This window comes from Amycolatopsis sp. WQ 127309 (genome assembly GCF_023023025.1).
Lineage (GTDB): Bacteria > Actinomycetota > Actinomycetes > Mycobacteriales > Pseudonocardiaceae > Amycolatopsis.
Genome location: NZ_CP095481.1, coordinates 8,997,885 through 9,011,433 on the forward strand (window position 1 = coordinate 8,997,885; position 13,549 = coordinate 9,011,433).

Genomic DNA, 13,549 nt, shown 5'->3' on the forward strand with positions numbered 1-13,549 from the left:
ACGCGTCGCCGGATGTTCTAGCCTGACACCCTCGCCCTGGACCCCGGCGATCGTGACGTGCCCGCAAGGCGAGCATCGAATCCTGGCGGGGAAAGAAGGACTGCCGTGGCCGATGGAGATGTGCACACCTACTACGAGAACGGCACCTGGAAGAACCGCATCGAAGGCGGCGTCAGAGCGTCCAACGTGGTGCGCCGCCGGACCGACGCCGTTCTCGCCGGGCGATCGATGGCCCGGAAGCGGCGGGTCGACCACCTCATCCACGCCCCGGACGGACCCGTCGAATCGGCGAAGACGTTTCGCATCGTTGCGCGAAGTGGCTAGCAGTCCCACAACCGTCAAGAGGAAATCATGCCGAACCGCGTACTCATCGCCCAAGACACCGAACCGATCCCGTGCGAGGCGTGCGGCCAACGCGCCCTGTACGTGGCCCGCCTGGTGACGAACGACGGCGCCACGATCGGCCAGACCATGGTGTGCACCGCCTGCCGCCGACACCGCGCCGAGGCCTCCGCTGCCGCGACGCGGTAGCCCGGCAGCCGCGGAGCCCGGTCGGCTTCGGGATGTCCCGGCCGAACGTTTCCCACGTCACGGCCTCGGGCTCGGGGCCGCCGCGGACTTCGGTGTCGAGCGCGTCGACGGCCGACGCACTACCGACGCGGTTGATTGTGACCACTCGCCCGGCTACCGTGGCCTCACGTGGCTGAGCTGAAAGCCTCTGTCATGCTTTCGTCCGGCCCAGCCCCCGCCGTCGGCAGCTTCGAGCTCGAACGTCGGGACGCCTGATGACTCGGTCGGTCAACTTTGACACTCCTGCAAGTTCCGCGTTGCACCTGAAGATCAACTCGGCCCGGCCCGGTACGGCGATCGTCATGGCGCGCGGCGAGATCGACATGATGACAGCGCCGATCTTCGGCGACGCACTCGGCGCCGTCTGCCGGACCGCACCGTCGCACCTGATCGTCGACCTGAGTGACGTCGAGTTCGTGTCACTGTCCGGCATCACCGCACTGCTGGAACTGGAACGTCATTGCCGCGACGCCACCGTCGACCTTTCCGTGGTCGCTTCGCCCGTCGTTCGCCACATCCTCGAAGTGCTCGACTTGGACAAGTGGTTTCTCGTGACCGGCAACACCCATTGCAGTGTTGCCTGACGGAAGGCCTAGTCGAATGCCCCGGAACACGACCAAGCCGCAGGGGACGATGTCGGTCCAGGTCGCCGAAGATCTCCGAGTGGTCACGAGAGACAGCCGGTGGGCCGCGGGTGAGGCCCACTACCTCTACCACGAGATCTTCACGCACGACGACTACCTGCTCGATCTGCCGGAACTGCGGCCGGACGCGGTTGTCGTGGACGCGGGCGCGAACATCGGCATGTTCGCGCTCCGCATCATCCGAGCGTGCCCGGCGGCCCAGCTCACTCTGGTCGAACCCGTTCCCGCGACGTGCTGCCTGCTGCGTGCCAACACCGCCGACATCGACGCGGAAGGTCTGCGCGTCTTCGAGACGGCACTCGGCGAACACCGCGGCCGTACCGTGCTGACCGCCTACGAGCACCTGACGGCGAATTCGACGGGGCGACCGCAGGAGAAACCGTCTCAGTGGGTGGCAGACATGCGGAAGACACAGGAAAATCCGCGCCTGGCCGACGAAATGCTGAGCACCACCTTGGTCGAGGTCGACGTGGTGCGGTTGTCCACCGTGCTGCCGTCGACCCCGGCACGGATAGATCTGGTGAAGATCGACGTGGAAGGCGCCGAACTGGAAGTGCTGCAAGGCATCGACGAGCCCGACTGGCCACGGATCGACGCGATCGTCGTCGAAGTGCACGACGTCGACGACCGCCTTCCGGCGATCGAGCGGCTGCTCCTGCGGCACGGGTTTTCCTGCACGGTACGGGTTCCGGCGATGATGTCCCCGGACCTGCGCCACCACATCGTGACCGCGCAACGGGCGTGACCGGGCCGCCGCCGTGGGATCACGGCCACGACGCGAAGAACCCGGCCAGAGTCCGGTGGTGATCACGGTCCGCACAGAGGGACAGCCGCTCCCGGCCGAAAGCACTGCCGAGAACCTCGTCGAACCCGAAGCGGCTCGCCCAGCGGCGTGCGCGGCCGACGACGCGGGTCGACCACGCCACGCCCAGCAGTTCGCCTTCCCGGACCAGATCGACGCGGCCGAGGTCGGCCCCGGCGATCAGCTCCACGGCCTGGTGGACGGCCGACGCCGGCAGCGGTCCGTGCACGTCGATGCGGACCCGCGCCCGGCGAAGCTGGTCCTCCGTCCACTGATCCGTGCGCACGATTCCCGCGTAGGCCTCCAGCAGCCGCTCGTCGTCAACGGGGAGCCGGACGCCCAGATCGCGGTGGCTCTGACGGAGCAGCGAATGGACGGTGCGCACGACGCGGCCGAAGTCGCCACCGGCGGACACGGTGGCAAGCACGTCGAAGATGCCTCCGGGCATGGGGGCGCCCCGGGTGGCCGGTTCGGGGATCACCGCGGCCAGCCGCGCGCTCTGCAGGTCCATCACCTCGGTCCCTTCTCCCCGCGCACCCCAGTCCGGACCGTCGTGCCACGCGACCGCGGCGCGCTCGTGGACGAGGACCGCGCCCGCGTTCCACGCCCGGTAGGCGAAGTCCCAGTCCTCACCGCCGTAGCCGACGAACCGCTCGTCGAACCCGGCGAGGTCGAAGAACAGGTCCCGCCGGCACGACAGCACCGCCCCGATCACGAACCGGAAGCTGCGACCGTCGGAATGAAGAAGGTTTTCGGAGGCGGCGTAGCCATCTTGCAGCCAGGCCGGTTCGGTCAACGCGTTCGCCGCGTCGGGCTGCGCGTCGTCCGCCAGTCCGGTGAACGAGGCATGCCGGCGACGGCCCACGGCCAGCACGTCGGGACAGAGCACTATGTGACGCACGGCCTCTTCGAGGTAGCCGGGCTCGGGCACGGTGTCGGCGTCGAGGAAGACCAGTACCTCACCGGTGCTGTGACGTGCCGCCAGGTTCCGGACCGTCCCGGCGCGGAAGCCTTGGTCGGGTTGGGCCACCACGAGGGTTTCGACGTCCGGTACGGCGAACACCGGTGTGACCGCCGAACCGTCGTCGGCCAGGACCACCTGAGAGGGCGGCAAGGTCTGGTTGCGCAGGGCCTTGGCCATCCGCGCCAGCAAGTGGTGTTGTTCGAAGTGCGTGACGATGACGGTGACGGTGGGCCGTTGTCGCGGGTAGCCGCTCAGCAGATCCCACCGGTTGTGGGGAGTCAGCACGTCGGTCAGCACGCCGGCACCGCCCGTCGCGCCTGGCGCGCCAGCACCGTCCGGTAGAGCGCGACGTGCTCGGCGCCGATGTCCCGCCATCGCGGATAGTCCGGCAGCCGCGTCGTCACCGGGTCCGCCAACGCCCGGCGCACGTGGTCGGTCAGGTCGGACCAGGTCGCTCCCAGGAGCAGGTTGCCCGGGTAGCGGCGGTCGATTTCGGTGCTGTACGGGCCCGTCCAGGTGACCGGCCGTCGCCGGCACGACAACCAGGACAACAGCGAACCACTGGCGCTCACGGTGCGGTTGAGCACCAGCGGCACCCCGGCCGCTCTGGCCACGGCGGCGAACCGGCTGTCGGTCAGGTCCCCGGTGACGGTCAGCGCCACCCGGCGGAGGTCGGCGTGCCTGCGCAGCTGATCCGCCAGCTCGCGGTGCCCGGCGCTCGGAGCGCCCGCGGCCATCACCGCGGGGGGACCGCCAAGGCGATCACGGCCGACGGCCGCAGCCAGGTCGATCGCCTCACGGTGTCCCTTCCCGGGGTAGACGTAGCCGAGCACGACCAGCGACGACGTCACACCCGCCGGCGTCGCGCACGAGGCCGCGAGCGGTTCCGGCGGCAAGGGCAGGTCGATGTGATGCAGCGGCTTGCCGGTGAGGAGAGCGACCTTGTGCGCTTCGTGCTCGGCGGAGACCACGACGGTGTCACTGGCTGCCGCTACTGCTGCGTAACCGGCACTACGGGCCCGGTCCCGGCGGCTGCGGCCGAGGGGATCGGGAACGTCGTGCACCGTGACGACCACCGGGTGCGGGGTGAGCGCGACCCAGTTCAGGTACGCCCGCACGGCCTCCTCGATGGTCGAGCCGAACAGGGCGTCCGTGAAGTGGGCGTGCGTCAGGTCCGGCTCCTGGGCGCCCTCGATCACACCGCGGGACACGCACAACCGGGCGACCGATCGCGCGTGCCGGACGACGCCGTGCCCGGGAGGCCCCGGCGCATAGGTGTGCACCTTCACCACGGGACCACGGCCGCCGGTTCGCGCGCGCGGGCCACCGCGCGGTACAGGAGATCGTGTGCGTCGGCGATGGCGACCCGGTCGGCCGCTCTTCGCCGGGGATCCGCACGCCACCGGGGCCGTTGCGCGAAGGCCTGACGCAGGGCGTCGTCCAGGCTCCCGTGGTCCAGCGCCGTCTCGGTGCGGTGGTAGAGCAGGCACGGAGCCTGCTCCTGGTAGAACCCGCAGTCCGGGGCCAGCACGGTCGTGCCCAGGTCGTGGCACGCTTCCAGCCAGCCCGAGTGGGTGCCGAACTTGTGCGGGAGCACGGATACGTCGAGGTCTTCGAGGTAGCCGAACAGTTCGTCGTCGGAGAACGGCGGCCGCACCGTGACCGGTACGCCACGTTCTCGCAGGTCTTCGGCGGCACTTCGGCCGCCTTCGTCGTCGTGGGCGTGCACCACCAGCCGCGCACCGGGCAAAGTGGACACCGTGCGCGCGAGCCGCTCCGCGACGGCGACCGCGTCGCAATTGGCGCGCATGCTCTTCGCGTGCACCCCCACCACGAACTCGTCGCGGTGGTCGCGGGTGTCCGGCCGGCCCGCGCGCGTCGGACCGACCACGTACGGGTGCGGGATGACGGTCGCCGTGCGTCCCCACACGGCGCCGATCCGCTCGGCGGCTCCCGGGGTCAGGGTGATCACGGCGTCGGCCGCGGGCACCAGGAGGTCGAGCGCGGCACGGTGCGGACCCGGGTCGACCTGGTGGGGATTGCGCAGGTCGTGCACGGTCAGCACGAGTGGTTTCGCGTGCGCGCGGAGGGCTTCGACCACCGCCCGCAGCTCTTCGAGGGCGAGGTGCTCGTAGCCGAAGTGCAGGTGCAGCAGGTCGAAACGGCGGTGGTGCGCGTGCAGCCACGCCGGCTCCAGCATCCGGTGGGGCCACCACTGCCCCTCGGGCGCGCCGGGCACCGGCGGATCGGGGAGGACGCGAAATCCCGGTTTCCCCCGCAGATCCGAGATAGTGCGCACGTAAGGGTGACCGGCCGGCACCGAGGCGATGATCAACGGCGTTTCCACGGGCAGTGGGTGTCCATTCGCGCGCGACCTAAACACCACAGGCTCCGCGCATTTCTCCTCGTTTCCCTGCCGCCCGCGGGGGTACCCGCCGACCACGAGCTCAAGATCATCACTCGGATTCACCGGTCACCGGCGCAATGGACTCTGTGACGCCGGACAGCACATTCCCGTGGGCGATCGACGGGTATCTCCGCGGAAGGAGCACATGCGGTGGTTCGAGCAACAACCACGGTGGACCGGAACAGACACCACCCGGAACCGGGAGCAGGTGAACGCATTCGGCCGGTGGCCGTCCCGGATTCGCCCGCATCCGCCGAGCACGCCGGTCCCGCGCTGTCGATCGGCTTGGTCGCCTCCGCGCGCTACCCGCTTCGGGAGCCCTTCGCCGGCGGGCTCGAGGCGCACACCTGGCAGCTGGCCACCGGGCTGCGCAAGCGCGGTCACGACGTCACGGTGTTCGGCGGGACCGGCTCCGATCCGGCGCTGCGGGTCCGGGCGATGCCGGTGCTGCCGGCCTTGTCGGCGCAGGCCCGGCGCGACGTCAGCATGCCCGCCGACTACTTCATCGCCGAACACCACGCGTACCTCGGCCTGATGCTCGACCTCGGCGCCACCGGAGTCTGCGACGTGGTGCACAACAATTCCCTCCACTACCTGCCCGTCGCCATGGCTTCGACGCTGAGCGCGCCGGTCCTGACCACGTTGCACACCCCGCCCACGCCGTGGCTGGAGTCCGCGGTTCGGCTGCGCTCCCCCGGGCACACGCGCTTCGCGGCCGTCAGCGCGCACACCGCTCAGCAGTGGTCGTCACTGGTGCCCGCGATCACGGTGGTGCGCAACGGAGTCGAGCTGGACCAGTGGGTGCCCGGCGCCGGCGGCGGATCCCCGGTGTGGTTCGGCCGGCTGGTACCCGAGAAGGGACCCGAACTGGCCATCCACGCCGCCCGCGCGGCCGGCACCGGGCTGCGGCTGGCCGGCCCCCGGCCGGACGCCGAGTACTTCCGGCGCGAAATCGAACCGCTGCTGGGCGGCGACGTCGAATACCTGGGCCACCTCTCCCACCGCGAGCTGGTTCACCTGGTCGGGTCGGCCCGGGTCGCCGTCGTATCGCCGCGTTGGGAAGAGCCTTACGGGCTCGTCGTCGCCGAAGCGCTGGCCTGCGGCACGCCGGTCGCCGGGTTCGCTCGCGGAGCTCTGCCCGAGGTCCTCGACGCGCACTGCGGAGTACTGGCGCCGCCCGACGACGTCCCCGGTCTCGCCGCGGCCATCATCCGGGCCGCTTCCTTGGACCGCGGCGCGGCGCGGCACCGCGCGGAGACCACCTGTTCGGTGGACCGCATGGTGGACGAGTACGTCCGGCTCTACCGGGAACTGTCGTCGTGATCGCCTACTACGTGCACCACCACGGCTCCGGGCACGTCCACCGCGCCACCGCGATCGCTCGCGCGCTGCGAGACGAGGTGATCGGGCTCTCCAGCCTGCCGGCCCCGGCCGGCTGGCCGGGTCGGTGGGTCACGCTGCCCGGCGACGCCGACGGGACCGATCCGCGCCGCGACGACGTCACCGCCGGCTCCACGTTGCACTGGGCGCCGAGGCACCACCCGGGCCTGCGCGAACGCATGGCGATGCTGAGTGCGACGCTGCGCGATGACGCCGTGTGCCTGCTGGTCGCCGACGTGTCGGTCGAGGTCGCGCTGCTGGCCCGGCTGCACGGCGTACCGGTGGTGGTCGTCGCCCAGCCCGGCCGCCGCACCGATCGGGCCCACCGCACCGCCTACGACCTCGCCGAAGCCATCATCGCGCCGTGGCCCTCGCGGCCCGCCCCGGACTGGCCATCGACCTGGCCGGCCAAGACCGTGCACGTCGGAGCGCTCTCGCGCTTCGACGGCCGGGGCGCACCGCCGGCGAGTGCGCAGCAGCGCGCGCTGGTGCTGTGGGGAGGAGGCGGCCTCGCGGTGTCCGCGGCCCAGCTGCACGCGGCCGCGGCGGCCACCCCGGAGTGGCGCTGGGACATCGCCGGTCCGGCACGGCCAGGCGACTCGCCGGCGGGTCCGCTGCCCAACCTGCACCACCACGGCTGGGTAGCGGACCCGTGGCCGCTGCTGGGCGAGGCCGGTGTCGTGGTCACCCACGCCGGGCAGAACGCGCTCGCCGAGGTCGCGGCGGCCCGGCGCCCCGCCGTTGTCATCCCCCAGCCCCGTCCGTTCGACGAGCAGGAAGCCACCGCCGAAGCGCTGGTCCACGCCGAACTGGGCGTGGTCCTCCCGTCGTGGCCCGACGCGTCCCGCTGGCCGGCGGTGCTCACCCGGGCGCACTCCCGCGGCGGCAACTGGGCGACCTGGTCACGGGGTGACGGCGCGGTCCGCGCCGCGGCCGTGCTGCACGACCTGGCGCGGCCCAGGTGACCGGCCGGACCCGGCGACCGCGCACCGCCGTCGTCACCATCACGGCCGGACGCGACGGCCATCTCCGACGCCAGCGCGAGGCCCTCGACCCCGGTGACGTCGACGTGCACGTCGTCGTCGACATGACCGGCTCGCTCCGGCTGCCCTTCGCGCTCGAAGCACCACCTGTCGTGCTGCTTTCCCTGGCAGCGCGGGAGCGGGGACTGCCCCTGGCCGCCGCCCGCAACGCGGGGGCGCGCGCCGCGCTCGACCACGGCGCCGAACTGCTGGTGTTCCTGGACGTCGACTGCATCCCCGGTCCGGGTTCACTGGCCCGCTACACCGACGCGGCCCGCCGGGTGCCCCCCGCGACGCTGATGTGCGGGCCGGTGGCCTACCTGCCCCCGCCCCCGCCCGAGGGGTATCCGGCACCGCGGGAGCTGGCGCCCCTGGCCGAACCGCACCCGGGCCGGCCGGCTCCCCCGCCGGGACGCATCACCCTGGACGACGAACACTTCGAGCTGTTCTGGTCCCTGTCCTTCGCGACCACCCGGGACGACTGGCACCGGTTCGGCGGCTTCTGCGAGCAGTTCACCGGCTACGGCGCGGAAGACACCGACTTCGCGTTGCGAGCGGCGAAGAGCGGCGCCCGGCTGGCCTGGATCGGCGGAGCCATCGCCCACCACCAGTACCACCCGCCCAGCAGGCACGAACCCGGCCATGTGCGCGAGCTCGTGGCCAATGCCCACGTCTTCCACCGTCGTCACGGCTTCTGGCCGATGGACGGCTGGCTGTCCGAACTCGACCGGGCCGGCGTCGTCCGGTTCGACCGCGTCCACGACACGCTCCGGCTGCTTCCCGGATTCGGCGACCAGCTCCAGACCCTCCAACCGCAGTGAGGAACCAGCATGACCGCTCGGCGCATCATCGTGATCGGAACCGGTTACGTCGGGCTCACCACCGGCGCGTGCCTGGCCTCGCTGGGCCACACGGTGGTGTGCGCCGACACGGACCGCGCCAAAGTGGACCGGTTGCGCAACGGCCAGGTCGACATCCTCGAACCCGGACTGGCCGAGCTGGTCGCCGACGGCACCTCGGCCGGCAGGCTGGCCTGGGCGACCACCGCGGCCGCGGCCCTCGGCTCCTTCCCGCAGCGGGCCGAGATCGTGATCCTCTGCGTGCCGACGCCCATGGGCTCAGGCGGGCAGGCTGATCTCAGCATCCTCGAGGCAGCCGTGGAACAGCTGCGCGAGGCTCTCCCACCGGAATGCGTCGTGGTGACCAAGTCCACTGTCCCCGTCGGCACCGCGGACCGGCTCACCCAGCTGCTGCAACGCCAAGACGTGTCAGTGGTGTCCAATCCGGAATTCCTGCGGGAAGGCACGGCTGTTCGCGACTTCCTGCATCCGGACCGGATCGTGGTCGGCTCGGCGTCCCAGGACGCCGCCGAACTGGTAGCAGCGCTTTACTCACGGCTGGACGCGCCGACGGTGCTGACCGACGCGCCCTCCGCCGAGCTGATCAAGTACGCGGCCAACTGCTTCCTGGCGGTCAAGCTGTCGTACGTCAACGCCGTCGCGGAACTCTGCGACCGCGTCGGAGCCGACATCGTCGACGTCACCGAGGGCCTCGGTCACGACAGCCGCATCGGCCGGAAGTTCCTGTCACCCGGGCCGGGCTGGGGCGGTTCGTGTCTGCCCAAGGACACCTCGGCTCTCCTGCAGCTGGCGGACTCGGCCGACTTCGAGTTCCGGCTCGTCCGCGCCGCGATCGACACCAACATCCGGCAGCACAAGCGCATGGTCGACAAGATCCGCGAAGCCGTGACGGGCAGCCGCACCGGATCACTCAGCAGAGTCAAACTCGCGCTGCTGGGCCTGACCTTCAAAGCGGGCACCGATGACCTGCGCGACTCCCCCGCGTTGGCCGTGGCCTCGTTGTTGCGTCAAGCGGGGGCCGAGCTGGTGGCGTTCGACCCGGCGGTGCCGCCGTCCGACAACCGGGCGGGCGGTCTGCAGCTCGCCGTAGCGAACGACGCATACCAGGCCGCGAATGGCGCCGACGCGATCGTCGTGCTCACGGAGTGGCCCGAATTCCGGCGGCTGGACTGGCGACGACTGGCCGCTTCGGTGCGGACCCCGGCCGTGATCGACACCCGTAACCTCCTGGACCCGTCGACGATCGCGAAGGCCGGCTTCAGCTGGACAGGATTGGGCCGGCCGACGAGCAACACGAGCCCCGAGCCTCATGGGGCAACGCTTCCCGCGTTCGAGCCCAGCTGGGCTCCGGCTGACACGCAGGGCCCCGAAAACCACGTCCTCACCGGCTCGACACCGGCGTCTCACTGATTCCGGGCGTGCATGTCACGTCACCCGCAACGGCATCTCTTACTTCGCCGACTCACCTGCGCTCCTGTCGGCGAGTCGGGCCGGCGGCGCCACGCAGCGCTCGACCGGTGCCAGGCCCGCCGCGACGCCGCAGGCGATCACCTGTGAAGGCAGGTCGATCAGCTCGGCGCGCTCACGCCACGGCCGGCGCGGTGCGGTTGTACAGCTCGGCGAACGCCGCGTCCACCAGGCTGTCGCCGGCGCCCGAGCGCCGTATCAGGCCGTTCGGCGTGGTCGAGGCTGTCCATCGCTCTCCGTATGTGTCGCGGTCGTACGCTGTGGGTAGTCGCACGAGGGTCGAGCGCTGGAGGACCGATGGTGGAGAACCGGCGTCACCGGATGCAGGCGTTGCTGGCCGCCGACGGTGCCGACCGCCGTGCGTCGGCCGTGAGCTTGGCGTGCGAGCGGTGTGTGCTGGAGCTGTCCGTGTCCGGGGCCGGGGCCACCGTGCTGAGCAAGACGCCCGGCGGCAACGGCAACGGCAACGGGTTGTCACCGAGCCGCGGTCTGGTGCACGCGACCAACCCGGTCAGCGCCGGGCTGGAAGACCTGCAGCTCACCGTCGGCGAAGGACCGTGCCTGGACGCCTTCGCCACCGGCGGTCCCGTGCTGATCTCCGATCTGTCCGCCGCGACCGCGCGGTGGCCCGCGTTCACCCCCGCCGCGTGCGAGCTGGGCGCGGCGGCGGTGTTCTCCTTCCCCCTGCAGGTCGGGGTGGTCCGGCTGGGATCACTGGACCTCTACCGCGACACCACCGGCCCGCTCACCCGGGTCGAGCTGGCCGACGCGCTGATCCTGAGCGACCTGGCCACCCAAGGCGTCGTGGCCGACCTCGACGGGCACCGCACCGAGGACGTGAGCTGGCTGGCCGATCCGCACGCGCAGGTGCACCAGGCCACCGGCATGGTGCAGGTCCAGCTGGATTCGACGACCGACGTGGCGCTGATGCGGCTGCGCGGCTACGCCTTCACCCACAACATGCCGCTGGCGGACGTCGCCCGGCGGGTTGTCGAGCGGTCGCTGCGCTTCACCGATACCGAGGACGGGCAATGACACGCAGTGACGGAAGGGCCGACAAGATGAGCGATGCCCGGGACCAGCGGCTCGCGACCACGTTCGTGTCACTCGCCGACACCCTGGTCGCCGACTTCGACGTCCTCGACTTCCTCGCCATGCTCACCGAACGGGCCGCGGAACTGCTCGACGTCGACGCCGCCGCGGTCATCCTGTCGGACCAACGCGGCGGGTGGCGCACGACGGCCGGGTCCTCGGAACAGGCCGAGCTGATCGAGGTGTTCTCCGCGCAAACCCTCCAAGGGCCGTGCCTGGACTGCGTCGCCACCGGAGTGGCGGTGGCCAGCGCGGACCTGGCGACCGAGACCGACCGGTGGCCGCAGTTCGCGCCGGCGGCCGTGAACGCGGGGTTCCGCGCCGCGTGCGCGGTCCCGATGCGGCTGCGCGACGACGTCATCGGCGCGCTGACCCTGCTGGGCTCCACCCCGGGAGCCATCGACGACGCGAGCGTCGCCCTCGGCCAAGCCCTGGCCGACGTCGCCACCATCGGGATCCTGCAGCAGCGCGCGATCCGCCACGACGAGGTCGTGTCCGAACAGCTGCAGGCCACCCTCCACCACCGCACGGTCGTGGAGCAGGCCAAAGGTGTGCTCGCCGAAGCCGGCGGACTCGACATGCACCAGGCGTACCTCGCCTTGCGCGGCTACGCCCACACGCACCACCGGCGGCTCTCCGACGTCGCCCGCGACGTCGCGACGGCGAATCTCGATCCCGGTGCGCTGCTGACCGACACGACCGGCGTACCCCGGTCGTGACCCAGGGAAGGACGGAAACCGCCGCTCATGGCCGACACCACTGAATCGCTCGAGACGCTGCAAAGCCGGCTGCGGACGGTGTCACGCACGTTCGTCAGCCTCGCCGACACCCTCGTGGCCGATTTCGACGTCGCCGACTTCCTGAACATGCTCACCGAACAGTGCACCGACCTGCTCGACGTGTCGGCGGCCGGGGTGATCCTGCGCGACGCCGACGGGAGCCTGCGCGTCGCGGCGACCTCCTCGCAGCGGGCCGAGCTGCTGGAGCTGTTCGCCGTGCAGACCGACGACGGTCCCTGCCTCGACTGCGTCCGCAGCGGGGCTCCGGTGTCCTGCACCGACCTGCCGGCCGAGGCGCGCCGCTGGCCGAGGTTCACCGCGGCGGCCGCCGAATGCGGGTTCCGCGCCGTGCAGGCCCTGCCGATGCGGCTGCGCGACCAGGTCGTCGGGGCTCTGACCCTGCTGAACACCGAAGCCGTGGGCGCGGGCCCGGAGGAGATCGAGCTCGGGCAGGCGCTGGCGGACGTCGCCACGATCGGCATCCTCCAGCAGCGCAACATCGAACGCGGCGACCAGCTCACCGAACAGCTGCAGACCGCGCTCACCAGCCGCGTGGTGATCGAGCAGGCCAAGGGAATACTCGCCGAGCACGGCGCGGTGTCGGTGGACGAGGCGTTCACGCGGCTGCGTGGCTTCGCCCGCGCGCGGCACCTGCGCCTGACCGACCTCGCTCGCGCGGTCGCCGGCGGCAACGTCGATCTGGCCGCGATCCTGAAGCACCCGCAACGGTGACGACGGCCGCGCCCGGATCGCACCACGTGCCTCAGCGTCGAGGAGTCCACTGTGGAATACGGCTCGGCGTGCGGGTCGAGCCGGCCGGAGGCATCGCTTCCCGCGGCCGGCCGCACCGACGCCTTGTCCCGCGCCGAAGTGCCACGCTCCGGAAGCACGAGGTCACAATCAGGTGCGCGGCAGCGACGAGTCGGGACACGATCACGGAAATGTCGGTACCGGCGCGTAAGGTTCGTCGTGGAGAGGTTCAACAGACAGCTTCTCAGTCCGCCGTATGCGGCGCCGGCCTTGCCTCACGGCCCGGCTGCACGGAAGTGACCTGCTGTTCTGGAGCTGACCCTCTCATGACCTTCTCGTCCGCACCACTTGTCCCCGGCAGTCCCGCGTTCAGCATCGACACCGTCGACCGCGGCGAAGTGGTGATCATCCACGCACGCGGCGAGCTGGACCTGGCCGCGGACCCGCTGCTCGGCGCGACCCTGGCCCTGGCCGATGCCGCGGCCAAACCGGTCGTGGTCGACCTGACCGAGGTGACGTTCTGCGGCTCGTGCGTCCTCGGGCAGTTGCTGGCCGCCGGGCGGCGGATCACCGGCGACGGCCGGCAGATGCTGGTGGCCACCAGCCAGTACGTGGTGCTGCGACCGTTGACCCTGCTGGGACTGGACCGCGACATCAAGATCGTGCCGGACGTCGAGACAGCTGTGCGCCGGCTCACCCAGCCCTTGGTCGCCGCCGTCGACCCGGCGACGGACACCACTCCCGAGCCTGCCTGACACGACGGCGCCGGCTCGACCGCCGACGAGGGCTCGCGTGAACCGGTTGGAGCGCGC

Annotated in this window: 15 protein-coding genes and 1 pseudogene; 12 read left to right on the plus strand and 4 right to left on the minus strand. The window is 71.2% G+C overall.

From position 1 onward, the window contains the following. Positions 1-120 precede the first annotated feature (120 nt). From MUY22_RS39665 to MUY22_RS39680, 4 genes are all read left to right on the plus strand, one after another. The gene (locus MUY22_RS39665) at positions 121-324 is read left to right on the plus strand and encodes a DUF2188 domain-containing protein (RefSeq protein ID WP_371827534.1); all 204 of its coding nucleotides are present in this window, start codon (positions 121-123) and stop codon (positions 322-324) included. Between the two features lie 27 nt (positions 325-351). After that, positions 352-531, plus strand: a complete 180-nt coding sequence (locus tag MUY22_RS39670) for a hypothetical protein (protein ID WP_247052312.1) — start codon at positions 352-354, stop codon at positions 529-531. A 296-nt stretch (positions 532-827) separates the two neighbouring features. Beyond that, positions 828-1,154, plus strand: a complete 327-nt coding sequence (locus MUY22_RS39675; RefSeq protein ID WP_247052313.1) for an STAS domain-containing protein — start codon at positions 828-830, stop codon at positions 1,152-1,154. A 79-nt stretch (positions 1,155-1,233) separates the two neighbouring features. Then, complete coding sequence (locus tag MUY22_RS39680) at positions 1,234-1,959, plus strand: FkbM family methyltransferase (protein ID WP_247052314.1); 726 nt, start codon at positions 1,234-1,236, stop codon at positions 1,957-1,959. A gap of 19 nt (positions 1,960-1,978) precedes the next feature. On the opposite strand, the gene MUY22_RS39685 is transcribed toward MUY22_RS39680, so the two are convergent. The 3 genes from MUY22_RS39685 to MUY22_RS39695 are packed head-to-tail and all read right to left on the minus strand — an operon-like array spanning position 1,979 to position 5,219. After that, positions 1,979-3,277, minus strand: coding sequence for a glycosyltransferase (locus tag MUY22_RS39685; RefSeq protein WP_247052315.1), 1,299 nt, complete (start codon positions 3,275-3,277; stop codon positions 1,979-1,981). Then, positions 3,271-4,263: a hypothetical protein gene (locus MUY22_RS39690; RefSeq protein ID WP_247052316.1), complete on the minus strand. Its 993-nt coding sequence runs from the start codon at positions 4,261-4,263 to the stop codon at positions 3,271-3,273. Before MUY22_RS39690 ends, MUY22_RS39685 begins: the two co-directional genes overlap by 7 nt. 2 nt (positions 4,264-4,265) lie before the next feature. Continuing rightward, complete coding sequence (locus MUY22_RS39695; protein ID WP_247052317.1) at positions 4,266-5,219, minus strand: glycosyltransferase family 1 protein; 954 nt, start codon at positions 5,217-5,219, stop codon at positions 4,266-4,268. 393 nt (positions 5,220-5,612) lie between these two features. On the opposite strand from MUY22_RS39695, the gene MUY22_RS39700 reads away from it, so the two are divergent. Genes MUY22_RS39700 through MUY22_RS39715 form a run of 4 tightly spaced genes read left to right on the plus strand, consistent with a single transcriptional unit; the run spans position 5,613 to position 10,059 of the window. Further along, complete coding sequence (locus MUY22_RS39700; protein WP_247052318.1) at positions 5,613-6,710, plus strand: glycosyltransferase; 1,098 nt, start codon at positions 5,613-5,615, stop codon at positions 6,708-6,710. Then, positions 6,707-7,732: a glycosyltransferase gene (locus MUY22_RS39705; protein ID WP_247052319.1), complete on the plus strand. Its 1,026-nt coding sequence runs from the start codon at positions 6,707-6,709 to the stop codon at positions 7,730-7,732. The genes MUY22_RS39700 and MUY22_RS39705 overlap by 4 nt, the downstream gene beginning before the upstream one ends. Beyond that, positions 7,729-8,610 (plus strand): glycosyltransferase family 2 protein, encoded by an 882-nt coding sequence (locus tag MUY22_RS39710; RefSeq protein ID WP_247052320.1) that lies wholly within the window; start codon positions 7,729-7,731, stop codon positions 8,608-8,610. The genes MUY22_RS39705 and MUY22_RS39710 overlap by 4 nt, the downstream gene beginning before the upstream one ends. 9 nt (positions 8,611-8,619) lie before the next feature. Continuing rightward, complete coding sequence (locus MUY22_RS39715) at positions 8,620-10,059, plus strand: UDP-glucose/GDP-mannose dehydrogenase family protein (protein WP_247052321.1); 1,440 nt, start codon at positions 8,620-8,622, stop codon at positions 10,057-10,059. Positions 10,060-10,125: 66 nt separating this feature from the next. Here the strand turns inward: MUY22_RS39715 and MUY22_RS39720 are convergent. Then, a pseudogene (locus MUY22_RS39720) lies at positions 10,126-10,245 on the minus strand (site-specific DNA-methyltransferase); the annotation flags it as partial. Positions 10,246-10,413: 168 nt separating this feature from the next. On the opposite strand from MUY22_RS39720, the gene MUY22_RS39725 reads away from it, so the two are divergent. From MUY22_RS39725 to MUY22_RS39740, 4 genes are all read left to right on the plus strand, one after another. Beyond that, positions 10,414-11,151: a GAF and ANTAR domain-containing protein gene (locus MUY22_RS39725; RefSeq protein WP_247052322.1), complete on the plus strand. Its 738-nt coding sequence runs from the start codon at positions 10,414-10,416 to the stop codon at positions 11,149-11,151. Between the two features lie 26 nt (positions 11,152-11,177). Continuing rightward, entirely contained in the window at positions 11,178-11,927 is a 750-nt protein-coding gene (locus tag MUY22_RS39730) for a GAF and ANTAR domain-containing protein (protein WP_247052323.1), read from the plus strand. A gap of 27 nt (positions 11,928-11,954) precedes the next feature. Continuing rightward, a complete protein-coding gene (locus MUY22_RS39735) occupies positions 11,955-12,719 on the plus strand; it encodes a GAF and ANTAR domain-containing protein (RefSeq protein ID WP_247052324.1) in 765 nt (254 codons plus the stop codon). A gap of 344 nt (positions 12,720-13,063) precedes the next feature. Then, on the plus strand, positions 13,064-13,492 hold the full coding sequence (locus MUY22_RS39740; RefSeq protein ID WP_247052325.1) for an STAS domain-containing protein: 429 nt from the start codon (positions 13,064-13,066) through the stop codon (positions 13,490-13,492). The last annotated feature ends 57 nt before the right edge of the window (positions 13,493-13,549 follow it).